The organism is Bacillus swezeyi (genome assembly GCF_030908325.1).
GTDB lineage: Bacteria > Bacillota > Bacilli > Bacillales > Bacillaceae > Bacillus > Bacillus swezeyi.
Genome location: NZ_CP133085.1, coordinates 3,819,025 through 3,842,215, shown reverse-complemented (window position 1 = coordinate 3,842,215; position 23,191 = coordinate 3,819,025). Strand labels below are relative to the sequence as shown.

25 protein-coding genes and 1 pseudogene are annotated in these 23,191 nt (G+C 43.4%); 17 read left to right on the top strand and 9 right to left on the bottom strand.

Annotated elements, in window-relative coordinates:
- The first annotated feature begins 9 nt into the window (after positions 1-9).
- The 8 genes and pseudogenes from RBH91_RS19215 (at position 10) to RBH91_RS19180 (ending at position 3,524) form a co-directional block, all read left to right on the top strand.
- Positions 10-384: an HNH endonuclease signature motif containing protein gene (locus tag RBH91_RS19215; RefSeq protein WP_307892579.1), complete on the top strand. Its 375-nt coding sequence runs from the start codon at positions 10-12 to the stop codon at positions 382-384.
- Complete coding sequence (locus RBH91_RS19210) at positions 353-577, top strand: hypothetical protein (RefSeq protein ID WP_307892578.1); 225 nt, start codon at positions 353-355, stop codon at positions 575-577. Before RBH91_RS19215 ends, RBH91_RS19210 begins: the two co-directional genes overlap by 32 nt.
- An 80-nt stretch (positions 578-657) precedes the next feature.
- Positions 658-1,014, top strand: a pseudogene (locus tag RBH91_RS19205) (BppU family phage baseplate upper protein); the annotation flags it as partial.
- A gap of 51 nt (positions 1,015-1,065) precedes the next feature.
- Complete coding sequence (locus RBH91_RS19200) at positions 1,066-1,617, top strand: hypothetical protein (protein ID WP_307892577.1); 552 nt, start codon at positions 1,066-1,068, stop codon at positions 1,615-1,617.
- On the top strand, positions 1,614-1,796 hold the full coding sequence (locus RBH91_RS19195) for an XkdX family protein (protein WP_307892576.1): 183 nt from the start codon (positions 1,614-1,616) through the stop codon (positions 1,794-1,796). The genes RBH91_RS19200 and RBH91_RS19195 overlap by 4 nt, the downstream gene beginning before the upstream one ends.
- Before the next feature lie 63 nt (positions 1,797-1,859).
- Positions 1,860-2,129, top strand: coding sequence for a hemolysin XhlA family protein (locus RBH91_RS19190; RefSeq protein WP_307892575.1), 270 nt, complete (start codon positions 1,860-1,862; stop codon positions 2,127-2,129).
- A 15-nt stretch (positions 2,130-2,144) separates the two neighbouring features.
- Positions 2,145-2,408, top strand: coding sequence for a phage holin (locus RBH91_RS19185; RefSeq protein WP_307892574.1), 264 nt, complete (start codon positions 2,145-2,147; stop codon positions 2,406-2,408).
- A gap of 45 nt (positions 2,409-2,453) precedes the next feature.
- Positions 2,454-3,524 (top strand): peptidoglycan recognition protein family protein, encoded by a 1,071-nt coding sequence (locus RBH91_RS19180; protein ID WP_307892573.1) that lies wholly within the window; start codon positions 2,454-2,456, stop codon positions 3,522-3,524.
- A 250-nt stretch (positions 3,525-3,774) separates the two neighbouring features.
- Here the strand turns inward: RBH91_RS19180 and RBH91_RS19175 are convergent, their stop codons facing one another.
- From RBH91_RS19175 to RBH91_RS19155, 5 genes are all read right to left on the bottom strand, one after another.
- Entirely contained in the window at positions 3,775-4,344 is a 570-nt protein-coding gene (locus RBH91_RS19175; protein ID WP_307892572.1) for a hypothetical protein, read from the bottom strand.
- 374 nt (positions 4,345-4,718) lie between these two features.
- On the bottom strand, positions 4,719-5,012 hold the full coding sequence (locus RBH91_RS19170) for an RNA polymerase alpha subunit C-terminal domain-containing protein (protein ID WP_307892571.1): 294 nt from the start codon (positions 5,010-5,012) through the stop codon (positions 4,719-4,721).
- Positions 5,013-5,168: 156 nt separating this feature from the next.
- Entirely contained in the window at positions 5,169-5,537 is a 369-nt protein-coding gene (locus RBH91_RS19165) for a YolD-like family protein (protein ID WP_307892570.1), read from the bottom strand.
- Between the two features lie 94 nt (positions 5,538-5,631).
- On the bottom strand, positions 5,632-6,249 hold the full coding sequence (locus tag RBH91_RS19160; RefSeq protein ID WP_307892569.1) for a hypothetical protein: 618 nt from the start codon (positions 6,247-6,249) through the stop codon (positions 5,632-5,634).
- Positions 6,250-6,589: 340 nt separating this feature from the next.
- Positions 6,590-7,021 carry an SMI1/KNR4 family protein gene (locus RBH91_RS19155; RefSeq protein ID WP_307892568.1) on the bottom strand — a complete coding sequence of 144 codons (432 nt, stop codon included), beginning with the start codon at positions 7,019-7,021 and terminating at the stop codon, positions 6,590-6,592.
- A gap of 191 nt (positions 7,022-7,212) precedes the next feature.
- Between RBH91_RS19155 and RBH91_RS19150 the strand changes: the two genes are divergently transcribed.
- Positions 7,213-7,365 (top strand): hypothetical protein, encoded by a 153-nt coding sequence (locus tag RBH91_RS19150; protein WP_164470224.1) that lies wholly within the window; start codon positions 7,213-7,215, stop codon positions 7,363-7,365.
- Between the two features lie 236 nt (positions 7,366-7,601).
- Here RBH91_RS19150 and RBH91_RS19145 read toward each other — a convergent pair whose 3' ends face one another.
- Both RBH91_RS19145 and RBH91_RS19140 read right to left on the bottom strand, forming a co-directional pair.
- Positions 7,602-9,149, bottom strand: coding sequence for a glycoside hydrolase family 32 protein (locus tag RBH91_RS19145; protein WP_307892567.1), 1,548 nt, complete (start codon positions 9,147-9,149; stop codon positions 7,602-7,604).
- Between the two features lie 79 nt (positions 9,150-9,228).
- A complete protein-coding gene (locus tag RBH91_RS19140) occupies positions 9,229-10,677 on the bottom strand; it encodes a glycoside hydrolase family 68 protein (protein WP_307892566.1) in 1,449 nt (482 codons plus the stop codon).
- A gap of 833 nt (positions 10,678-11,510) precedes the next feature.
- Between RBH91_RS19140 and RBH91_RS19135 the strand changes: the two genes are divergently transcribed.
- From RBH91_RS19135 to pdxA, 5 genes are all read left to right on the top strand, one after another.
- Positions 11,511-13,247 (top strand): PrpR N-terminal domain-containing protein, encoded by a 1,737-nt coding sequence (locus RBH91_RS19135; protein WP_307892565.1) that lies wholly within the window; start codon positions 11,511-11,513, stop codon positions 13,245-13,247.
- 154 nt (positions 13,248-13,401) lie between these two features.
- Entirely contained in the window at positions 13,402-14,289 is an 888-nt protein-coding gene (gene dapA / locus RBH91_RS19130) for a 4-hydroxy-tetrahydrodipicolinate synthase (RefSeq protein WP_307892564.1), read from the top strand.
- A 13-nt stretch (positions 14,290-14,302) separates the two neighbouring features.
- Positions 14,303-15,469: an iron-containing alcohol dehydrogenase gene (locus RBH91_RS19125; protein WP_307892563.1), complete on the top strand. Its 1,167-nt coding sequence runs from the start codon at positions 14,303-14,305 to the stop codon at positions 15,467-15,469.
- Positions 15,470-15,472: 3 nt separating this feature from the next.
- Positions 15,473-16,756, top strand: coding sequence for a four-carbon acid sugar kinase family protein (locus tag RBH91_RS19120; protein ID WP_307892562.1), 1,284 nt, complete (start codon positions 15,473-15,475; stop codon positions 16,754-16,756).
- 3 nt (positions 16,757-16,759) lie between these two features.
- Complete coding sequence (gene pdxA / locus RBH91_RS19115; RefSeq protein ID WP_307892561.1) at positions 16,760-17,758, top strand: 4-hydroxythreonine-4-phosphate dehydrogenase PdxA; 999 nt, start codon at positions 16,760-16,762, stop codon at positions 17,756-17,758.
- 228 nt (positions 17,759-17,986) lie between these two features.
- On the opposite strand, the gene RBH91_RS19110 is transcribed toward pdxA, so the two are convergent.
- Complete coding sequence (locus tag RBH91_RS19110) at positions 17,987-18,514, bottom strand: NAD(P)H-dependent oxidoreductase (RefSeq protein WP_307892560.1); 528 nt, start codon at positions 18,512-18,514, stop codon at positions 17,987-17,989.
- 468 nt (positions 18,515-18,982) lie between these two features.
- Positions 18,983-19,441: an HTH-type transcriptional regulator SlrR gene (slrR, locus tag RBH91_RS19105; protein ID WP_076760897.1), complete on the bottom strand. Its 459-nt coding sequence runs from the start codon at positions 19,439-19,441 to the stop codon at positions 18,983-18,985.
- 236 nt (positions 19,442-19,677) lie between these two features.
- Here slrR and RBH91_RS19100 point away from each other — a divergent pair, with 236 nt between their 5' ends.
- From RBH91_RS19100 to RBH91_RS19090, 3 genes are all read left to right on the top strand, one after another.
- Entirely contained in the window at positions 19,678-20,421 is a 744-nt protein-coding gene (locus tag RBH91_RS19100; protein ID WP_076760896.1) for a YveK family protein, read from the top strand.
- Positions 20,411-21,103 (top strand): CpsD/CapB family tyrosine-protein kinase, encoded by a 693-nt coding sequence (locus tag RBH91_RS19095; RefSeq protein ID WP_307892559.1) that lies wholly within the window; start codon positions 20,411-20,413, stop codon positions 21,101-21,103. The genes RBH91_RS19100 and RBH91_RS19095 overlap by 11 nt, the downstream gene beginning before the upstream one ends.
- Positions 21,104-21,368: 265 nt before the next feature.
- A complete protein-coding gene (locus RBH91_RS19090) occupies positions 21,369-23,186 on the top strand; it encodes a polysaccharide biosynthesis protein (RefSeq protein ID WP_076760894.1) in 1,818 nt (605 codons plus the stop codon).
- The last annotated feature ends 5 nt before the right edge of the window (positions 23,187-23,191 follow it).

Below are 23,191 nucleotides of genomic sequence, written 5' to 3'. Positions count from 1 at the left end.
GGGATGAAAATGATTAAACCATTAAAGCCCTGCAATGAACCAGGTTGTCCGACTCTCACCCGGGAAGGATACTGCGAACAGCACAAGCGGACAAAGCCAGCCTATGATCAATACCGGGAGTCAGCTGCCCGCCGGGGGTATGACAGCAAATGGCGAAAGGCAAGACAGGGGTACCTGTCAAAGCATCCTTTTTGTGCTTCCTGTATGAAGAAGGGGAGGAGGGTTCCCGCGACAGTCGTTGACCATATCAAACCGCATAAAGGAGATAAAAAACTATTTTGGGATTCTTCCAACTGGCAGCCGCTGTGTGCGCCCTGTCACAGTAGGAAGACCGCAAAGGAGGATGGAGGCTTTGGCAACAGAACATCAAACCTGCGTATGTGATCACTGTGGAACCAAGCTTCATATCAAAGGATGTTCAAAGGTTGGAAAGCATGACAACGGGGTGCGGCAGCATTACATCAAGTGCCCGCGGTGTCAGACTGAATACACGTCCTACTACACAAACGAGACGATCAGGCGCATTCAGCAGAAGGTAAAGAAACTGACCGTGCTGCGTCTCAATGCACAAGCGTAAAAAGGAATTGACGTATACAAACAAAAATACAATCAAGCTCGAAAAGAATTAGAGACGGCCATGCTGCAGCTGCGGGAGGAAATGGAGACACCGAATATGTCTTATCCGATGAAGAATTGAAACATTACGGCCAGGTCAGGGCTGAAATCAAGCTCTATTATACGAACGGGCAGGCGATTGCGACAGTTTATTTCACTTTCTCCATTGCGAAAACGCTTGAGGATCAAAATATTATCCCTGTGGCTGAGTACTATATTGATGATGTTGAAACGTTTCGGGCGAGCATCAACAAAACAATGGATGAAATCAGTCAAACTGTCGAGGAGCTTAAAGCCAAGTTTGCCGATCTGGAGAACATCGAAACAAAGGACGGCGCTCAGGAAAAAGCAAACGCTGCGGAATCGAATGCAAGAGCTTATACCGACAAACATGTGAATAGTAAAGATAACCCACACAAAGTGACGAAAGCATAGGTTGGTTTATCAGAAGTGATGAATGTAAAGCAGGTAGCAAAAATTGATTTCGATGTCCATAATCAAGACAGCTCACGACATATTACATCAAGTGAAAGAACAAAGTGGAATGAGGCAGAATCCAAAATAAATGATCATGTCAATAACAAGTCTAATCCGCACAGTATCACAACGAAGCAGATAACGATTATTAATGATTCAGCTTTTCAAGACGCTTCTTATGATGGAAATAATTATCCTGATGGAATCTCAATTTTTCCACTTTTAGCTAATGAGGCCATAGGATACCCAGGTTCTTATGGCGGTATTTTAAATGTGAAATCAACTCAATACCGGTTTGCCCAGTTTTTCTTACCTGCAGGAAATATAAAAGACCCAAGAATCTCTATAAGGTATTGGTATCACAGCCAAGGATGGACAGATTTTATGACGCTTGTAACCTCCACAGATCTGGAGGCAGCCGAAAAGCAAATAGATACCTTAAAACAGCAGAACGCTTCTTTGTCTTTACAAATAGCGTGTCTTCAGGCCGATATTGAAGCACTCAAAGGTGGTGCGTCTTCATGAAGTATCCAGCTTTATCAGATATAAAACAGTTTTATGATTGGGGGTGTTATACAGATGATGACGTGCGAGAATATGTGAAAATTAATTGGATTACCCCGGCAGAATATGAAGAAGTAACAGGCCGGAGCTATGATAAGCCTGCTATCAGTGTGGATTTAGGAATGACATACACCCAATAAGGGTGTTTTTTATTTTGCCTCAAGGGAGGTGAAAACGATGTGAGAACAGGAGGATTTCAGGACATGTCACAAGCGAATGAATATGATGTTTTGCAAAAAGAGATCTCAGAGATTAAAGCAGGTCAAAAAACACACGAACAGCGTATCAGCACTCTGGAAAGAACGTCTGAACTGCACGATCAGCAGATTATCTCTATTAATGAAAAACTCAACAAAATCGAAGAGAACACGACTTGGATCAAGCGCAGCATCACGGGCGCCATCATAACAGCGGTCAGCACCGGGATTATTGGCGGGGCAATCGCTATTTTTTATAACCTGCTGCAAAAATAAGGAGGAAAATACATTATGAAAAACTTTGACAAAGGCACAGTGGTCCGCACGGTGCTTCTTTTTATTGCATTGGTAAACCAAACTTTGATCATGTTCGGGAAGCCGGTTCTTCCGATCAGCGAGGACCAGGTCAACACGCTGGCAGATGCTTTGTATTTGGCTGGCTCAGCGGCATTCACCATCATTACATCTGTGGTCGCTTGGTATAAAAACAACTATGTCACTGGCAAAGGAAAGCAGCAGAAAGAGGCTTTGAAAGAAAAAGGATTAACGAAATGAGGTTGCCAACTGGCAGCTTTTTTCTATTAAAAAGGAGTGGTTCAAATGGTTAAAGTAGTGAAAAACTTTGTGAAAGTCAATAAATATACCCGGCCGGGCCTGAAATTGTCAGGAGTCAAAGGGATTGTCATGCACTATACGGATACGCCTGGTGCATCTGCATTAAATGAGCGGAATTATTTCAATGGCACCTGCATTGCAGATAAGCGGTACGCGTCATCGCATTATTTTGTGGACAGAAAAGAGGCGCAGTTGATTATCCCCGAGAATGAAGTCGCATACCATGCACATGATAGAAATCGCTGCTATGTCAGTTTCTTAAAGCCGAATGCCAACATGAAGGCAATTGGCGTTGAAATGTGTGTCGAAAAAAACGGCAAGATTCACAGCGAAACTGTTCAGAATGCTGCTGAACTGGTCGCCGATCTATGTAAGCGCTACGGGCTGTCAACTGACAAAATCGTCCGTCATTACGATGTGACAAACAAAAACTGTCCGGCACCGTGGGTGAGCGATTCAAGCCAGTTGGCGGCATTCAGGAAAAAAGTCGATAACCTGCTTGGAAATAAAACCATATCGAAAGAAACGGCATCCACAAGCCAGCCGAGCAAAACCACAAGTACTATCCTGAAAAAAGGTTCGTCAGGTTCAAAAGTAAAAGCGCTGCAAAAACGTTTAATAAAAGCAGGCTTCAAACTTCCTAAATTCGGAGCAGACGGCCATTACGGGGATGAAACAAAACAGGCTGTCAAATCTCTTCAAAAGAAAGCTGGGATTGCGGTTGACGGAATTTACGGACCGGCAACGGAAAAAGCGCTGGTCGCCATTGAAGCGAAAAAATCATCAAGCGGTAAAAAATCATCTTATAAGCTGTCGTCCGGCATCTATAAAGTTAAAAGCCCGCTGATGAAGGGAACAGCCGTCCGGCAGATTCAGGAGGCTTTAGCTGCTCTCTATTTCTATCCGGACAAAGGTGCCAAAAACAACGGTATAGATGGGTATTACGGGCCGAAGACAGAGAACGCGGTCAAACGGTTCCAGCTAATGAATGGGCTGTCTGCTGATGGAATTTACGGACCGAAGACGAAAGCGAAAATTGAAGCTCTGTTAAAATAACAAAAACGTTTTTGAGATATTCTAAATTCTTTTATGACACAATAAAAACCCCCCGAAATGGGGGTTTTATTTCAAATAAAACTGAATATGACGTATATCGCAACTTCAGCTACAAGTAAATAAATCATATACCTTGCGTATCTGAACACATCATCATCGTCAGCACTTTTCTTACTTTTGAATGTCCATGCAAATAAACCTAAAACAGTTAACGCTAAGATGACTTCAACTATTGTTAATAGAGACATTTTTACCACTTCCCTCGACATTTCCATCCATAGTATCCCAACTCTATTGCAAGAGATGCTGCATTAACTTTCATCCCAGATTTAACTAAAGTTTTGAAAATTAATCTTGCAGCTAAATCATATTGCTTAGTTTTGATATATGTAAAGATGGCACCATTCAAAAATTGACGCGCTATATTACCATAACTACCAATCATTTTGTTTACAACACATTTACCAAAAGACGTTGCACTAGCAACCTGAAACCCAGACTTCTGAAAAGAAGAGTCCGACGCGATCAACTCTTTCAATTTCAAAGCAGCAGGGTCACCCGCCAGAACTTTTGCATCAAACAGTTCATTGTTTTTAATCACATATCCTTCATCAGTTAGTTCCCCAACTTCTTCGAAGTAAAACTTTAATACTTCCTCTAATTCCTTTTCTGAATAATTACCATAATCGGAATAGCTTTTTACCTGGGAATTCGGAAATTCGCTTGCCTGTGAAATTTGAGGTGCAACAAAGGTTACTAATAAGACAGCTGTTAGCACTAGGATAAATGGTTTGCAGAATCTTTTAACTATTGTCTCCACTTTTCTCTCTCCCTTATAATGTATTTGACATAGTATAGATTACCATAAAATGTACGATAACGCCTCTGAATATTGAAAAATAGTAAAAAAGATACAGTTTAATGAGGTGAATTTCTTTACTTCAGACCTAGTGATTGTAATGTATGAGGGTTTCTTTTTTACGTAGTAATGTTTTACAGCTGAAGCAGGAACTTGAAGCCGGCCGGGAAAAATACCGGCCGTATGATGAATGAAGCCCAACTCTTATGAGAAGGGCTTACTTCTTTTCTACTCTAACAACACCCTCAAAATTAATGAGATAGGAGGCTCCTTTTGAATCCACAATATGGAGAACGTTGCGGATCTGATTTATGTAATGAATTTGTTTTTAGTGTTTAATTTTTAAATGATAACCCATTTTCCTTTAAAGCAGCTCTTAATTTAGGCAAAGACGCTGGTCCCATACCGTGAATTTTCAAAAACTCTTTTTCGCTATAGTTTGATAGCTGTTGCAAGGAAGTTATTCCATTGTGTTCTAATGCTCGTCTTGCTGGTGCCGAGAGTAATGAAAGAAATCCTTTGTCAGGTTTGCGTTCTTGCTCACAAATCGGGCAGGTAGGACAATTACTACTTTTATAATACTGGTGTCCTTTGTCGCAAGTCCTTAAATTTTTTTTTGAAGTTGTCATTTTTACATATCTCCCTTTCTCGAGTATTATTTTCAACCCTTTCTACACTATACATGTTGTATTTCCTCTTTTTAAGTCCTGCCCGTTTGTTGAATAAACCATTTTCGTGGGCATAAATTTATATGGACGCTGCTTGACAGTGACGGCTTCGAACCTTTATTTCATTTCTACACCAACAACATCCTCAAATTTAATGAGGTTTGTGTCTCCTTTTGAATCTACAACATGAAACAGCTTGCGTAGTTGATTTATATAATGGATATGGCCCTCTATTTGAACGATCTCCCCGGTTTCCGGTCCGTTAAGCATTGGCAGCGGCTTAAATACAGAGAATTGGGCTGGATTATTAAGTTCCATTGCTTCACTTATGATCATTTCCATTTCTTCGATCTGGGACATGTCAAGAACCGGCCTTTTCACTTTGTTCTGGTTGCTTTCTAATTCGCGGAGCAGGCCGACATGCTCCGGCAGCATCATGGCCGTCCATTTGATTGATCCCCGATCTTTCAAGTTGTCATCTTTCATGGTGTTCATCTCCTTGAGATGATTACAAGGGAACATTTGTTCTATTCTCAACAAGAAAAATAATCCTTCAAAAAAACTTCTTTAAGAGAAGGGCTTATTTCGGTTCGATTTTTATTATTATTGCCGTTTCTGGAATTTTAGCTAGATGAACAGAGTAATTCCCACCATCTACATCAAGCATATCCTGATCACTTTCTAAAAGATCATTTAAATGTCCAATATCAATTCCTAGAGTTTGAAAAACCGCAAATGTATAAAATAGGGTCATATCGGATGCCATATTATCTGAACCAAAAGTGGATAAATTGAAGCCGTTTAGATTTCGATCGTTGTCATACCATGCTTCCAAAATAAAAATTCCACCGGAGTCATCAGTTTCATTTATTAGCTCTCTTGTGTAGGCTGTACCGTCTTTGACTTCAGCAAGTTTAAACTCACCAATGTCTTCAATATTAATCCGTTTAAGGATAGGAGCTTTCATCTCTTCATCGTTTTCAAAGTCTTGCGCTACTTTATTGTATGCCTGAACAAATTCTTCAAGGCTGAAATTAAATGCTATCTGGGTATTCTCAACGTCATTTTTCTCAATTTTATTATCGTCACTCTCAGCGTCATTTGTCTCTTTTTCTTCTGAAGCGGTGTTTTCACTGCTGCACGCGGATAGAGTGAAGCATAAAAGAAAAACGGATAATAAAAAAATAAACTTTTTCATAAAAAGATCCCCCTCTTGACTAAAACGAACATTTATATTTTAAAACAAAGGAGGGGGATTTTTTATATAGACTCATTTGAACAGCTTGTCAAATATTTTGCCGGTTGTTTTTCAGCAGCTCTTCTCACTACGCGTTTTCCTAATTTCCCCTTTCGCCCTCTCTTTTTATTAATACTTATCGTAATACAGGAAAATCCTCTGAAATTTTTTGCGCAAATTTTGCACAAGAATTATTGAAAATCCTTGTATAATAGTGTTTACAGAGGTATATTATACGTCCTCCGAGCGCGTCCTCAAGACAAGGGTTTGGCATTTGCCGCCCTTGTCTTTTTTGCTGGTTCTACACTTCAAACCAATCATTTTCGATTGCATTTTCAATTTCATCTAAAATAAATTGATAAAAGTGATTTGCCGTATGGTAAACTCCTTCTTCATAAGCACTCCAATTGACAACGGGGCATTCTCCGTCCTTCATGTTTTCTGTATCCAGGCAATAGCAGTACTCGTCAACATTCTGGATGATGACATATCCTTTTGGAATGTGAAAAGCCTTGAACGATTTGTGGTCCTCTAATATGTCGTCACACCCGTTTAAATCAAGCTCATGGCCATCGCCGCCAAACGTTTTTAAAAACCACCTGAAGCTTTTCGGAAATGTCACTTGGAGCTGTTTTTCGGTTCTCAGAATAACGTCTTCACTTTGCTTATCAAAAGTATGTTCACGCTGAGGTTCTTTTAAAAGTTGCCTAATTTTGCTTTTGTATGTTTCCAATTCAATTCCTCATTTTATGTATTTTAAAAACTATTTTAACAGATTTCTATACCTTTTTAGTCTATTTTTACTAAATGTGTTGAGTTTTTGTTAAAAATATGAAAGCATAGAGTAGAAATGCGTTCGGCTCTTTAGGAGCACACATAATAGGAAAGTGATCAGTGTTAAATACTAAGAGGAGCGAGATTTTTATGGGTAAAACATACACTTATTTTATTCCCTCAGGGTTACTGATTGGATTGGGCATCGGAATACTGTTCAGCCAGCCTGGGCCGGGGCTGCTGATAGGCCTTGGAACGGGACTGCTGCTGGCTGCCGTTGCATCGAAAGAAAGGAATAAATAGGAGAATCGGCAAGAATTAAAATGATCGGTTGAATAGGGAAGGCAAAGCATGTCTTCTTTTCTTTAGTCAATTACGCCCAATTCAACAAAGTTGTTGCAGCGCACTCAGATTGTAATTCATATATTTAAATCTTTTTCATCGTGCTCGTCAGTAGATGAAAAAGAAAAGGAAGCCTGTTTTTTCCGCAGCTGCAGGCTTATTATAAAAAACAGGTGTCTCAACAGACACCTGTTTCTCTATTCACGGACTGAACGAAAATGTTTAATCTTCAGATGTTCAAAGACGGCCGTCCCGTTTTCAGCAAAGAGTGTAATTCCCGTATCATTTAAATTCGGAAACGCGAGATTTGAATGTGCCGTTTGGCCGTCATCAATAAAGACTTCAATCGTATTTTTGTCTACGATGATCGTTAAATGAACCTTTTTTTGGCTGGGGTCAAAGGGCGCTTTGCTTTCAATGCAAGTGCGGGTGCTGTCGGGCTGTCCAGTGGACCCTCTATTGACATAAGAGTATCCGCCTTCAACAAAAATGCCTGCATCGATATGGCGCTTGCGATCTGCCGATTCCCTGAGCCTCAATCCCGTATTTGTGAGATCAGACCATGATATATCCGTCTCAAGCTGATAAGTATCTCCTTTGACATGAAGCGTTTTTGAACCATTCACCTCTATCTTTTCAAAGTCATCGGTTGAGGAGGTTAATTGATCCAATTGATCGATCGGCTGAGAGGCGAGACTGTACGTATCTTCACCTTTATGTTTTAGTTGAATTTGACGGACGATTGAATCTGTTCCGTTAAAGCCTTCCTTCCATGTCGGCGTATGGTTTGAATAATCCCAGTTATTCATCCATGCCAAAGCATAGCGTTTGCCATATGGATCGGCCTTCCTGCCATCCTCAAACGTTACGCCGGCATACCAGTCAAATCCGTAATCAAGCCACTGGGGTTCATCTTCGTCTGCAGTAAACTGATCGCTGTTGAAGCTGCCTGTCCAATAGGCATAAGTATTCGGTTTGCCGATCCCTTTGCCATTGGCGCTTGTGCCGAGGACCCATTTATATGCTCCGTCATCCGCCCGCATCATAAAAAGATCCGGACATTCGACAATGCCGATATTTTGCGTTTGAAATTCCCCTGTATAGCGCCATTCCTTTAGGTTTTGAGATTCATAAAAGCCGATTTTTGTTCCTTCTGCCAGTACCATCACCCATTTATCATCCTGTTCATCCCAAATCACTTTCGGATCTCTGAAATCCGCCGTTCCCGGATTGGGCAAGACCGGCTCATCGCTGTAAGGCTTAAATGTTTTTCCGCCGTTTTTGCTGTACCATAAAAATTGTTCTTCTTTCCCGTCATTAGCCGATGGCTGGGTCATAATCGCTACGATCGCCCCTTTGCCGAAGCCGGCTGTGTTTTGCGAATCGACAACGACCGACCCGGACCATGGATCACCGTTTTTGTTTGTATATTTCGGTATGGCGACGCCTTTATCTTTCCAGTGCACGAGATCATCTGATACCGCGTGGCGCCACTCTGTTCCATTGCCGTCCGGGTAGTCACGGTTATAGAGATAATAATAATGATATTCTCCATTAAAATATACAGGCTTCTGAGGGTCATTTTTCCATTTGTCAGGTGTTGTCAAATGGAATGCCGCCCGATATTCCGGCATGACTGGGGATTCTCCCTTTTTTTCCGTCTGCCGGGCTGTAAGCAATATCACCATGAATATCCCTAGACAAACGATTAAAATGCCTATTCGCTTATATACTGTCTTCTCCAAGCAAATTCCCCGCTTTATTCTCTTAGATGACATACGAAAAGAAAATGCCGATGTTCACCGGCATTTTCCTTTTTGAGATTTATTCATTCACCGTTAGTTGTCCTTGTTCAAGAATGCTGTTTTTGACAACGGATGTTTTTGATCCTTTGACTTTCAGCAAAAAGCTTGGCGCAAACGTAGCGTGATGCTCGTTCGAAATACCTCTGTTTGTGATATAGCTTGTGATGACGACTTTATTGCCTTTTTCTTGCGGTACGGCAAAGTGTGAATAAGTAAATGTGATGTCATTGTAATCTTGATCCATGTGCAAAACGAGTCCGGATTTGTTTAAAGGCTTGAATGGTCCGGTTAGTGAACCTGATACATAGCCGAGCATATAAATGTCCTTTGAACCGATGCCGTCGATCGTCATTTTTGATCCCCTTGAATCTGTGAACAGATACCATTTGCCATTCATTTTAAATAGATTGGCGCGTTCGATTTCATCTGTTACCGTATTGGAGGTAATCAATGGTTTCATTGCTTTTTTCAATGTGTAATCATCATTTAATTCAATGATTCCTAGTGCGCCGTTAGCTAAAGAAGCATTCTTTTTATTCTCTCCTTGCAGCAGCTTGCTGCTTTCTTGCCTGAAGAATTTTTTGCTTTTGCCATAGTAAGCTCTGTTATATAGAGAATCTTCTCCTTGATAGCCGGTTTTTGTTCCTGTATTGGCTTCAAAAACGAGATATTTATGGCCGCGGTCTTCAACATAATGAGGGTCTCTCAGCGTATGGTTGTCGCCTGAGCTGTAGTTTCCTTCGTCAATAAATTGCTGAACGTTTTGGTACACTGTACCGTCAGCACCGTCAAAAACGGATTTGTAGTCTTCCACACCTTCAATTTTGAGAGTGTCGGAATTCGGCTGAGAAAAATTCACTTGCGCCGTTGTCAAAGTCTGTTTGCCGTATTGCGTGCCAGAGAAAGCCGTGTAAAACAACCGGACTTTTCCGTCTTCAGTTATTGTGGCAGAACCTGACCATTCCTGAGTTTGATGTTTAAGGTACGGATCGTTGGGAACGAATTTATCGCTGTTCTTAAACACTCTGCCGGCATTTTTCCAGCTGTCGATTGATGTATCGCCTTTCTTTTGATAGAACAAGTAAATGGATGTGTCATCGACGTCTTTCGGGTCACCCGCCAAAGCGAAAACAAGGTGATAGCCGTTGTATGTAGCGACAGTCCCATCGGCATTTTGCAGCGGCCAGCTGTCCCACACATCTAAATCGATCAGCTTTCCTGAACTGTCATAACCTTTTGCTGAAGGGATGTTTTGGATGGTTTTTGCATCGAATTGAGGAACTTTATATTTTTCACTCTTTTGCTGCTCAGGGATCTTCAGCATGTCATGTCTTGTGATGTGGGAAAATCCGTAGCTTTTTTTGTAATCTTTCGTTTCTTTTGCAAAGGCTTGTGACGCGCCTCCTGCCAGTAGAGCTGTTGCAACGGTAAAGGCTGTCGCTTTTTTGGCAATGTTTTTGATGTTCATCGAAATTCCTCCCTTTTTTCATTTCATCATCGTGTGCATATGTCTAAAAAATGAACTTTGGCCAAACATCACCCCTATCCGCAGGATTGCTGACGGTTTCTGACATTGTCCTATAAGAACAGAAAAAAGACCTAAAATGTGTAAGGTCATGCACGGCAAAAGATAGACTTTGCCCTTCACACATTTTAGGTCTTGCCTGATGAACAGTAACAATCCCGACGATATTGAATTACCATTATTCTAGTACATTATGGCAATGGAGCTCAACTGGTCTAAGTTCCCCTTTTGTCATCCATTTTTTTGCATTCGCAATCAATAATGAGCGAAAAGACTCTTTTTCATATGATTCCATAGTCTGTATGGGAACCTTTCTGAAGCAATGCGGTTTCTACGAGATCCCGCCGGGGGAGCTGGAAAACATCCGTTATTTCGGAGCATGAAAAAGCGTTCATCCTTACATCGTGATATTTTTCCAAAATTCATCGGGAATCGAAAGTTTTTTCTGATTTTGTCTTGGTAATGGTCATTTTCGGTTCTGGCCGTACTCACCAAAGGCAAGCGGTGATTCAACGAGCTCAGAAGAACTTGGGAAACGTCAACACAAAAGGATTAATGGACACATGTCTTGAAGAAAACGGAATGATTTCCCATCACTTTAACAGAAAAGGGAGAAGCTTTCCTCAGCGTTTTTAAAGAGATGCCCGTTGGGGAGAAGAATGGCTTTCGTAATGGAGGCCTTTTTGTTTTCACTTTTTTTCTTGCTGCTTCCTAATATTTCTGCTATTTGGTATAGTGGTATTGTGTTTAAAATTGCAACAAAAAGGTGATAAGACATGAAAGTGATGGCAATTGCTCCTTATGAAGGATTAAAAGAGTTGATGATTCAATTAGCAGAACACGAGGATTTTGAATTTCAAGCAGCTTCAGGGGATTTGCAGAGGGGTGTGGAGCTGGCAAAAGAAGCGGAGGCCAACGGAACCGATATGATCATCAGCAGGGGAGGAACCGCAGAACTGATCCAGCATGAGGTTTCGATCCCTGTCGTCGATATAGAGGTGTCGGGCTATGATATTTTGCGGGTGCTTACGCTTGCCAAGGGATACCCGGGGAAGACGGCGATTGTCGGATTTCCGCTGATATCAGACGGTGCATCAGCTGTTTGTGAAATTTTGGATATCAGCATGGATACATATACAGTATCAGCTGAAAGCGATGTCGCGCCTATGCTTATTCAGCTTAAGAAACAGGATTATCAGGTCATCATCGGCGATGTGATCACAATTGAAAAAGCAGAGCGGCTCGGATTAAACGGACTTCTTTTGACTTCTGGAAAAGAAAGCATTGCCAAAGCCTTTTTATATGCTAAAAAGCTGTATTCTTTTTTAAATAAGATCAAATATAAATATGCAGTGCCTTACCACATCTTACAACAGGATGAGACCGGCTATGCGGTATATAACGAAAAGTTACGGCCGGTTTTTCAGAACAACGTGTTTGCTGAACATATCGGCCCTCTTCAAAATATAAAAGAATTGATCGGTGAGGCGGAAAAAAAGGGAGAAATCCAGTACAGATTTCGGGAGCAGAAGCAGGCATGGACAATAACAGGGCGAAGGGTTTTTGTATCCGGTGAGGCATTCACCGTGTTTACGGCGGAAAAATCGAGTGATATTACCCTATCGGCCGTACCGGGCATAAGCATTCGATTTCCTGACCAGCAGCCTTTGCGGGCGGGTTATGCGGAAACTTCAAAAAGCGAAAAAATGCGGCAGGTCCTACAAAAGGCAGAATTATTTGCATCAAGGCGGGAGCCTATATGGATTCAGGGAGCTGCCGGGACAGGGAAAGAACATTTGGCTCGCCTGATCCATATGAAAAGTTCAAACAAGCATGAGCCGTTTAAAAAGATCGATGCCGGCTTGCTGTCCGACAAAGAATGGGAGCATGTATGCGAAAGCGAAGACATCTTCTCAGGAGCGGGCACACTGTACATCACGCAAATCGACCGCATGCCGCAAAGGGCTCAACAACTCCTGCTGAGGCGGATCAACGGGCCATTGAACGAGTTCAGGCTGATCTTATCTTCATCCCGCAATGTGAACCTTCTTGTTGCCGAGGATAAATTTTCAGCAGAATTATATAATGCCCTTTGTCATTTAGAATTACATGTTCCGCGGCTGTCTGAAAGAAAAGAAGACATTTGGCATTTGGCCTATCAGTTTATTGCAGAGAGCAATGAGACATTCGGAAAACAAATTGTCGGTTTTCGAAGCGATGCGCGTGCAAATCTTGAAGAGGCGAAATGGCCGGACAATCTCAATCAATTAAGAAGAACAGTCCGAACCTGCGTGCTTGAAGCGAAGGGAGCATATATTGAGAAGGCTGATGTCGAGACGGTTCTGAATCGTTTGGAGGATGATGGAAAAGGAGAAATTGATTTATCCGGAACACTTGAAGAAATTGAGAAACGGATCATTCAAAAAGTATATGCGGAAGAGGGCAAGAATCAAACAAGAACAGCAGAAAGGCTGGGAATTAACAGAACGACGCTTTGGAGAAAACTGAAATAGCCATTTGAAAAAACACCCGCTAACCCCGGGTGTTTTATTTTTTGTTTTAATATGCAACAATTATCGAACGATATTTATGTTTATATTGTTGATAAATGAAACGTTTATGTATATAATCAATTTTGAAAACGCTTTACGGGAAGGGGAGGCAAACATGGGTTTTTTACCGAAGGGGATTTATCCCGCGATGCTGACACCGTTGACGAAAGATCAAGACATTAATGAAACGGCGCTGAAACAGCTGACAAATCATTTGATCGACGCTAATGTACAAGGACTTTTTGCACTGGGCACAAATGGAGAATTTCATGTGTTCAACAAGGAAGACAAGTTGAAGGTTGCAGAAATCATCATTCAAGAAACTGCCGGACGCGTTCCTGTCATGGTAGGAAGCGGAGGAAACAGCACAGAAGAAGTGATCGAGCTTTCTAAAGAAATGGAGCGCCTCGGCGCTGATGCGTTGTCTATCATCACCCCGTTCTTTATCCCGCCGACACAGGAAGAAGCGGCGGCCCATTATAAAACAATCGCAGCATCCGTTTCTCTGCCGGTTCTGCTATATCATATTCCTTCAAAAACCGGTTTTCATTTAGAAGCTGAGACGGTGGCTGAGCTTGCAAAAGTGGACAATATCGTTGGCATTAAAGACAGCAGCGGAAAATTCGAAAACATCCAACAGTATATCGAGCATACGAAAAATGAAGATTTTGCAGTATTGGCAGGCACGGATTCACTTATCTTAAAAACCCTTCAGGCAGGCGGAACAGGCGCTGTCGCAGCGACGGCGAATATGCTTCCGGAAATCGTAGTGTCTATCTATCAATATTGGCTGGACGGCGAGACGGAAAAGGCGAAGGCTGCCCAGAGGGAGCTTCAGCCGCTTCGCGATACATTTGGCCTTGCTACGATCCCGGCGGCCTTGAAAAAAGCGGTTGAGCTTTATGGGGTGCCTGTGGGCCCGCCAAAAGCGCCCGCAGGCGAATTAATGGGCGATGCTCTGCGCGAAGTCGAGAAAATGGTTGCTTACTATCAATCAAAATAAGGAGGTTTCGAGAATGATGGCGAATTATCAATTTCGCACAGCCGATCACATCGTGGCAGGCGCACATTCGATCAGCCGCTTGGGACACCACGTAAAAGCTTCGGGATTGAAGGCTGATCATGTGCTGATCATCACCCAGCCCTCGATCGTCAAACTTGGAACGATCAGCGATGTTCAGGCACAGCTTACTGAACTTGGCATTCGGTCAGATGTTTGCACAGACATTTTACCTGAGCCTACCGCTCAAAATATCGCAGAAGTGTTTGCGGACATTCGCGAAAAGCAATATGACATGCTCATCGGCATAGGCGGCGGCAGCGTTCTTGACGGGACAAAAATTTTGTCTGTGCTGCATACGAATTCAAAACAAATTGAGGAACTGCTCGGCACCAATCTGGTCGAAAAGCCCGGAATACCGGCCGTATTAATCCCAAGCACCTCGGGAACAGGCGCAGAGGTAACGCCAAACGCGATTGTTACGCTTCCCGAACAAGAACTGAAGGTCGGCATCGTCAGTCCGTTTCTGCTGCCGAAGCTTGTCATTCTTGACCCTGTCATCACCCTTGGACTGCCAAAACCGATTACAGCGGCCACCGGAATGGACGCATTCACCCATTCCCTTGAATCGTTCATTTCCAATAAAGCAAATCCGATCAGCGATATGTTCGCTTTAGAATCAATCAGGCTGATTTCAAAAAGCATTGTTGAAGCATATGAAAATGGTTCATCAATCAAAGCGAGAGAGGACATGCTGCTTGGTTCGGCTTATGGAGGCATGGCGCTGACAGCCGCAGGAACGGCCGCAGTTCACGCCCTGGCCTATCCGCTTGGCGGGAAATACAACATTCCGCACGGAGTCGCCAATTCAATGCTTCTTCCGCATGTGATGGAGTTCAATATGGATGCCATTGCAGAACGGCTGTCATTGGCGGCTGAACCAATGGGAATTGCTGCTGCGAATATGACCGCAGAACAGGCGTCGCGCGCTGTTAATGATCAAATCAAAGAATGGACTCAAGCTTTGAACATTCCGCAGGATTTAAAAAAATACGGAGTAGCGGAACATGATTTAGATGAATTGGCGAACTCTGCATCCAAAGTGACGCGCTTATTGAATAACAATCCAAAAGCGCTTGCTCTGAATGATATAAAAGGCATCTATCAAAAACTCATAGATTAAAGGATGAACAATGTGAAAATTGCAATTATCGCAGATGACTTGACTGGGGCGAGCGACTGCGGCGGCCAGCTTGTTCATTATGGCTTGAACGTTTTTGTCAAAATAGAAGCTGAAGAATGCACTGAACGGCAAACAAGCGACGCCGTTATTTTCAATACGGACAGCAGATCGATGCCTGCGGCTCGTGCTGAGACGGCAGTCAAAAAAATCAGCAAGCAAATTTCTCAAACAAGCTTTGATGTGGTGTATAAGAAAATCGACAGCACGATGCGGGGAAATATCGGAGCTGAGCTTAATGCGATGTATGAAGTGTTTCGCCCGGACTTTGTCGTGATCGCCCCGGGTTATCCTAAAAATGGACGCCAAGTGATTGGCGGCATTCACTATGTGAACGGCACAGAGCTGCATAAAACCGAAGCAGCGAATGATCCGAAAACACCTGTCACAGAATCAAATATTCAAAGATTAATAGAAAAGCAGACCGGACAGAAGTGCGGCCATTTGACTTATGAAGATATTCGCAAAGGAAGCGGGCATTTGCGAAAAAAACTGGATGACTTTCGGGCCGGGGGAATGACCTATGTGACGGCTGATTCAGTCTATGAATCTGATCTTGAACGCCTGGCGTTTATGCACGTTGATTTGCCATATTCCATGATTTTGGCGGGATCGGCGGGATTGATGAGCTGTCTACCCAAAGCTTTTAATCTGAAAGAAAGGCCGCTCAATCAAAGTGTTCCGCCTGACAGCCTTCCGGTCCTGTTTGTCGTCGGAAGCGTTAGCCAAACAGGAAGAATGCAGCTTTGCGAGCTTTTCGCCGCTGATATGGCGGAAAAAGTGGAAATGATGTCAGAGAGCGTGTTGATCGGCGAGGCTGCGAAAAGAAAAGAGTTCAAACGTCTAAAGGAAAGAGCAGCGGAAGCCTGGCGCCATTCTAAAAATATCGTCCTCTGTTCTTCAGATAACTTAATAGAGACGAGAGAGATCGGAAGAAAACGGGGGCTCACTTCCATTCAAACAAGTGATGCGGTTTCTGCCGCGCTTGGAGAACTGGCAGGTGAATTGATTCAAGAGCTTGCCGTGAAACGACTGTTTTTAACGGGAGGTGATACAGCCTATCAAGTGCTGCACCAGTTTCAGATCCGCGAAATCCGGCTATTGGACGAAGTGGAGCCGGGCATTCCGCTGGGAACAGCCGGTGAGGATCTGTACATTGTCACAAAGGCCGGAAATTTTGGTTCCCGCTCAGCGATCACCAATGCAGCAATCAAGCTTCAAGGAGGTTAAAAAATGGAAAAACCGATCATCGGTATTACGATGGGCGACGCGGCAGGCGTCGGTCCTGAAATCATTGTAAAGGCGCTCAAGTCCCCCGAAGTGTACGACATATGCAGGCCGCTTGTTATCGGCGATATGAAAATGCTTGAAAAAGCTGCCGCCCAAACCGGATCACAGGCAGTTATCAACAAGGTTGGCCATGTGGAAGAATGCAGCTTTATACATGAAAAAATCGATTGTCTTGATATCGATCTGCTGCCTGACAATCTGCCTTTTGGGAAGGTATCGCCAGAGGCGGGAAATGCCGCTTTTCAATTTCTGAAAAAAGCGGTTGAACTTGCCCAGGCAGGCCTTATCCAAGCGATTTGCACAGCTCCTTTAAATAAAGAAGCGCTGCATAAAGGCGGGCATCAATACCCGGGGCATACAGAAATTCTCGCTCATCTGACAAATACATCTGACTATAGCATGATGCTTTCATCGCCAAAGCTGAAAGTGATTCATCTGACCACCCATCAAGGGCTGATCGAAGCGATTCAATCGATTACCCCTGAGCGGACCTATAAAGTCATCCGGCTTGCCCATGATACATTGACAAGAGCCGGGTTCAAACGTCCAAGAATCGCGGTTTGCGGAATTAATCCCCATGCCGGTGAAAACGGATTATTTGGAAATGGGGAAGAAGATAAGCAATTGGTTCCAGGTATTGAACAGGCGGCAGCTGAAGGCATCGAGGCGAGCGGTCCTCATCCGGCGGACACTTTGTTTTACAAAGCCGCACGGGGGGATGTTGATCTTGTCGTTGCCTGCTACCATGATCAAGGACATATTCCAATAAAAGTCCTCGGCCTGGAAGAAGGCGTCAACATTACGGTGGGGCTGAACGGCGGCGTGATCCGCACATCAGTTGACCATGGCACCGCTTTTGATATCGCCGGACAGAATAAAGCGGATGAAAGAAGCATGATCGCCGCTTTGCGATCTGCCGCTGAGCTTGCTCCAAAACAGTAGTCACCGCAAAGAAAAGTGAAAGAAGATTGGTTCATTTGCTGAATGTGGTTTGCACATCGCCTTCATTTGCCAAGTATTCAGATGATCCCGTTTTATTACTGGAAAAACAGGGCATTAAGCTTGAACCCCTTCCCGCGTATGTAGGGATGACAAAATCCTAAAACTTTAAACCGTTTTAGGATTTTGTCAACAATCTAAAAGCCCGACTCATCAGAGCCGGGCTTTTTTTTATTTAAAAGACTTGAAAATATGTTCCCTGTATTGTTCCGCACCTTCAGTAAGTACGCTTTCTTCAGTCGAACCGGCCTGATAAAAGACATATGGCGGAAGGTATGTAGTACCGATAAAGTTGCTTGTGGCCTGAAAAGGCTTTAGCAATTCGCTGATTGAATAATGATTGGAGCCGCCTGCCTGATAGGCTTCTTCAAGAGCTCCGGCGGAAATTGCCACCATGAATTCCTTGCCGTGAAGCGCGGTGCCGTTTGTCCCGTAAGCCCAGCCATAGAGAAGAACGTGGTCCAGCCATTTCTTTAAAAGCGGTGGTGAGCTGTACCAATAAAGCGGAAATTGAAACACGATCCGGTCGTGCTCTTCCAGGAGGCGCTGTTCTTTTTCCACATCAATAGCCTCATCCGGATATTCCTTGTACATATCTCTGAATGTGACGTACGGTTCGTCTTTCACTTTTTTTGCAAATGCCTTGTTGACGACAGACTCCTCCATATTCGGGTGAAATGCCATCACTAATACTTTCATAATATTCATCACCTTCTTTCAGTTTTATTCATTTTAATCGATTCGCGGCAATGGGTTCAACAAAAATGCACTAAGGGCTCCATCTCTCGTTCAAGGAAATCATGCCGATGACAAAGGTCACTTTATATACCGAAGACAGAGGGTTTCTTATGAAAGAGGAATGTGTTAAAGGCCATTGATCCGAGTTTCTTCATTTATATATAAACATAAGCAAAAAGTCTTTAACCACAGATTGGACTAAAGCCATGAATCAGTATTTGTGATAAATAAGACAAACTGGTGAAAACGGAGCCAAAGACATATGTCATTCGTTGGACTTGCTGTTTATTAATATGATTATTCGGAATTTTCGCCGGATTCATGCCGGCTGATTTCAGCGTAATTTAGAGCGTCTGTATAGAAGGTTCTGGATGAATGGTTAAAGTCAAAAGGTCTCCGTTATCGTTTTATGAATGAGTGCGGTACAACTTAATGGCTTCTTGTTCTCTTCAAAAAATCTTCTACTTCCTGAATTGTCAGCCCCATTTCTTTCGCTTCAAGCATGAGCGATCTCCATTCGTCGATGTTGGCTTGTGTAAGCTCCCTGCTTCGATAAAGGCGCCGCTCTTTCTTTTTCTGTTTGAGGCGGTGTGTAAATTGAAACAGTTCTTCCTGATTCATGCCCGCTTGTACGGCCTGTACCAAATGCGTTCTCCATTCATCCTCATGTTCGGCTCGCCGGTAAAGGATGACTTCGGTATCAAACAGCTCTTTTAAATCTACTTTCAAAGCCCGGGAGATTTTTTTAAGAAATTCGACAGAAGGGTTTCTGTGAACCCCGCGTTCAATTTTGCTTAAATAAGATTTTGACACGCCTGCTATATCCGCAAGCTGGTTAATGGAGTAGCCTTTTCTCTTGCGGTACATTCGGATGACTTTCCCGATCATACTCATTCCTCCCCTTCCCCTAGCCATTCATTTTAAAACGCTTTCTTGTTCATTATAAGAAATAATTTGTTCTTTATAAAATTCAAAAATTTAAGATATCGACAGAAAACAAAAGAAAACGAACGGATTTGTTCTCTAAAGAGAACTATATAGCTAATTTCAGCATTTTTCAATTCAAATTATTTCTTTTATAATCCAATCATTAACAAACGGCATTCCTGAGGAGGCAGTCAAGCATGAAGGAAAACATAAATTTTAGAGAATTGGTTGCGATACTGAGAAAGAGAACCGTTCTCATTCTTTTTTTAACAATAAGTTCAACATTGGCTTGCGGAATCGTTCAGTACTTTGTGCTGACACCTGTCTATCAGGCTTCGACACAGATTTTAGTCAGCGAGAAAAAGGGGAGTGCCACTTTCAGCGACATTCAAATCAATCTTCAATACACGAGGACATTTCAGGCGCTATTGAAAAACCCGGTGATCCTTGAGCAAGTTAAGCAAGAGCTTCATTTGCCGTATTCCGCGGGCAGCTTAAGCGAAAAAATTGCAACAAGCACCGAAAGCGAGTCAGAGATCATTAACATAACAGTTCAGGATGGAAATCAGAAGACAGCGGCCGATATAGCGAACACTTTAACGGCTGTTCTCAAAAAAGAGATTAAAAAGATTATGAACACCGATCGTGTAACTGTTCTTTCAAAGGCTGAAATCGCCGATTCGCCGGTCCCGGTCAGGCCGAATTACAAGATGAATATGCTGCTGGCGTTCGGCGCCGCATTGATGACTGGAATCGCCTTGGCTTTCTTCCTTGATTTTATCGACGATACGGTTGCAAGGCCGTCTCAAGTCGAAAAGGAGGCGGGGTTCATTTACTTGGGGAGCATTGAACAATTGAAACACAAAAAAAGCCGGTTCCGCGGAGATGATGATATGAATGTTCGCGTGAAACCGGGGAGGAGTGAGCCGCTTGGGTATTAGAAAAAAACGCTCTCGCAAATATCAGTCATCGCTTGTTGCTTTGCATCAGCCTAATGCACCGATTGTCGAACAGTATCGGACGATCAGGACGAATATTGAGTTTTCTTCTTTTGAAAAGCCGTTCAGATCATTGCTCATCACTTCGGGCCTTCCGGGAGAAGGGAAATCATTTTCGGCTTCTAATTTGGCGATCGTGTTTTCGCAGCAGGAGAAAAGGGTTCTACTGATTGATGCAGATTTAAGAAAGCCGACCATCCATAAGATCTTTGAGCTGGATAACCATTCAGGGGTGACGAATGTGCTGATGAAAAAGTCGAGCCTCGAACATGTCGTTCAGCAAAGCCAGGCGGAAAATCTCCATGTGCTGACAAGCGGCCCGATTCCGCCAAATCCCTCGGAGCTCTTGTCGTCTCAGGCGATGGAGGATCTGTTTGCGGAAGCATACAGACAATATGACTTAGTCCTCCTTGATTCTCCGCCGCTTTTGCCGGTGGCCGACGCACAAATTTTGGCGAATCAAGTAGATGGAAGCATCCTTGTCATCTTAAGCGGAAAAACAAAGCTGGATAACGCGATTAAATCGCGCGATGCACTGAACTCTTCAAAAAGCGAACTGCTTGGAGCCGTCTTAAACGGACGGAAAGTCAAGAAAACACGTCAATATAATTATGCAACAATGTAATGATGAATTTTGCTTTTAGCGGCGCTGCTGCTAAGGTGATGCCTCCTTACCTTTACCAACGGAGGCACTCGGCTCTACTGTGGGCAGTTTTTTTAGCTGCCTTAGATGCAAGTCGTCGATGGCGGGGCGTGAGGACGGGTTAAATGCCCATTTTTATTGTATGTACTTTCTAATTCAGATTTAAAAATCGTCCGTATCTTTTTAGCTGATGGGATTTTGCCTGAAAGATCCTATCAGCTAGAAAGATACATTAGGAGGTAGGAAATTGACATATCGGAGAAGGCTTTCCATTATTACCGCACTCGATTCGTACTTGGTTTTGCTGTCTATTTTTATCGGGTATCAGCTGATTTTGCCATCATATGATCTATATCCTTCGGAAATGCTGTTGATGACCTCACTGATTCTGCTTGCCGCTCAGCATTTATTTGCCCATTGTTTTCATCTTTATAAAAAGGTGTGGGAGTATGCAAGCATTGGGGAATTGTATGTTTTATTAAAATCAATCACATTGTCCCATCTTGTGACGGTGGTCATTGAGCTGTTTTTATTTCAAACCGTTCCTGTCCGCCTTTTATGTTTAAGCTGGCTTTTCCAATTGCTGTTGATCGGCGGATCGCGAATGATGTGGCGGATCATCAGGGAACAGGTGAATAAGGGAAGCAAGGGCTCTGCCAGAGCGCTCATCATTGGGGCTGGCTCTGCTGGAAGTCTGACAGCGAAACAGCTTCTGCAGAAACCGGAATTGAATATTAAGCCTGTCGCATTTATTGATGATGACAAAACAAAATATCGCCTTGAAATCATGGGGCTTCCCGTTTTAGGCGGAAAAGAGCAGATCGCTCAGGCCGTTCGGCAATGGAATATCGACATGATCATCATTGCCATCCCGTCCTTAAGCGTTGCTCAAATGCAGGAAATGTATAAAGCCTGTGCACAGACAGGTGTAAAAACCCAAGTTATGCCGAAAATTGATGAGATGTTGCTAGGCAGACACCCCGTCGGCCAGCTTCGCGACGTTAAAGCGGAGGATCTGCTTGGAAGGGAGCCTGTCCAGCTTGACACGAGCGAAATCTCCAATACCGTGAAGGACCGCGTCGTTCTTGTTACTGGAGCCGGAGGTTCGATCGGTTCGGAAATCTGCCGTCAGATCAGCAGATTCAAACCGAAATCGATTATTTTAGTCGGCCACGGAGAAAACAGCATTCATTCAATATTGCTTGAGCTGACAGAAAGATTCGGAAAGAATGTCAGCTATTATCCGGAGATTGCCGACATTCAGGACAGAGAGAAAATGTTCCGGCTGATGGAGCGCTATAAACCGAATGTCATATATCATGCAGCTGCGCACAAGCATGTTCCGTTAATGGAAAAGTGCCCAAAAGAAGCGATCAAAAATAATATTCTCGGCACTCAAAACGTCGCCGAAGCCGCGGATGAAACCGGTGTGGAAACGTTTGTCCTCATTTCGTCCGACAAAGCGGTCAATCCTGCCAATATTATGGGAGCGACAAAGCGGTTTGCGGAAATGCTGATTATGAATCTCGGCAAAACAAGCAAGACAAAATTTGTTGCTGTCCGCTTCGGCAATGTGCTCGGCAGCAGGGGAAGCGTCATTCCGATTTTCAAAAAGCAAATTGCAAAAGGCGGCCCGGTAACCGTGACACACCAGGATATGACCCGTTACTTCATGACGATCCCAGAGGCCTCAAGACTTGTTATTCAAGCTGGAGCGCTTGCCAAAGGAAGACAAATTTTTGTGCTCGACATGGGCGAACCTGTGAAAATCGTCGATCTCGCCAAAAACCTCATAAAGCTGTCAGGTTATTCGACAGATCAGATCAAAATCGAATTTACCGGCATCCGTCCTGGCGAAAAAATGTATGAAGAACTGCTCAATCAAAATGAAGTGCTGGCTGAACAGGTCTTTCCAAAAATTCATATCGGCAAGGCGGTCGATGTCGAATGGACGGTGCTGAAAACATTTATGGAAGAGTTTATGTATTTGTCAGATCACGAGCTGAAAGAGCGTTTGTTCAGCGCCATCGGCCAACATGAGAAAAAGCTGGTGACAGCGCACTAGGGGGA

Excerpts from the sequence above, each read along its gene's own strand:
- RBH91_RS19215 (WP_307892579.1), top strand. The coding sequence starts at position 10 with ATGATTAAACCATTAAAGCCCTGCAATGAACCAGGTTGTCCGACTCTC.
- RBH91_RS19195 (WP_307892576.1), top strand. The coding sequence starts at position 1,614 with ATGAAGTATCCAGCTTTATCAGATATAAAACAGTTTTATGATTGGGGG.
- RBH91_RS19190 (WP_307892575.1), top strand. The coding sequence starts at position 1,860 with ATGTCACAAGCGAATGAATATGATGTTTTGCAAAAAGAGATCTCAGAG.
- RBH91_RS19185 (WP_307892574.1), top strand. The coding sequence starts at position 2,145 with ATGAAAAACTTTGACAAAGGCACAGTGGTCCGCACGGTGCTTCTTTTT.
- RBH91_RS19180 (WP_307892573.1), top strand. The coding sequence starts at position 2,454 with ATGGTTAAAGTAGTGAAAAACTTTGTGAAAGTCAATAAATATACCCGG.
- RBH91_RS19170 (WP_307892571.1), bottom strand. The coding sequence starts at position 5,012 with ATGACAACTTCAAAAAAAAATTTAAGGACTTGCGACAAAGGACACCAG.
- RBH91_RS19165 (WP_307892570.1), bottom strand. The coding sequence starts at position 5,537 with ATGAAAGATGACAACTTGAAAGATCGGGGATCAATCAAATGGACGGCC.
- RBH91_RS19160 (WP_307892569.1), bottom strand. The coding sequence starts at position 6,249 with ATGAAAAAGTTTATTTTTTTATTATCCGTTTTTCTTTTATGCTTCACT.
- RBH91_RS19150 (WP_164470224.1), top strand. The coding sequence starts at position 7,213 with ATGGGTAAAACATACACTTATTTTATTCCCTCAGGGTTACTGATTGGA.
- RBH91_RS19140 (WP_307892566.1), bottom strand. The coding sequence starts at position 10,677 with ATGAACATCAAAAACATTGCCAAAAAAGCGACAGCCTTTACCGTTGCA.
- RBH91_RS19135 (WP_307892565.1), top strand. The coding sequence starts at position 11,511 with ATGAAAGTGATGGCAATTGCTCCTTATGAAGGATTAAAAGAGTTGATG.
- dapA (WP_307892564.1), top strand. The coding sequence starts at position 13,402 with ATGGGTTTTTTACCGAAGGGGATTTATCCCGCGATGCTGACACCGTTG.
- RBH91_RS19125 (WP_307892563.1), top strand. The coding sequence starts at position 14,303 with ATGATGGCGAATTATCAATTTCGCACAGCCGATCACATCGTGGCAGGC.
- RBH91_RS19120 (WP_307892562.1), top strand. The coding sequence starts at position 15,473 with ATGAACAATGTGAAAATTGCAATTATCGCAGATGACTTGACTGGGGCG.
- pdxA (WP_307892561.1), top strand. The coding sequence starts at position 16,760 with ATGGAAAAACCGATCATCGGTATTACGATGGGCGACGCGGCAGGCGTC.
- RBH91_RS19110 (WP_307892560.1), bottom strand. The coding sequence starts at position 18,514 with ATGAAAGTATTAGTGATGGCATTTCACCCGAATATGGAGGAGTCTGTC.
- slrR (WP_076760897.1), bottom strand. The coding sequence starts at position 19,441 with ATGATCGGGAAAGTCATCCGAATGTACCGCAAGAGAAAAGGCTACTCC.
- RBH91_RS19100 (WP_076760896.1), top strand. The coding sequence starts at position 19,678 with ATGAAGGAAAACATAAATTTTAGAGAATTGGTTGCGATACTGAGAAAG.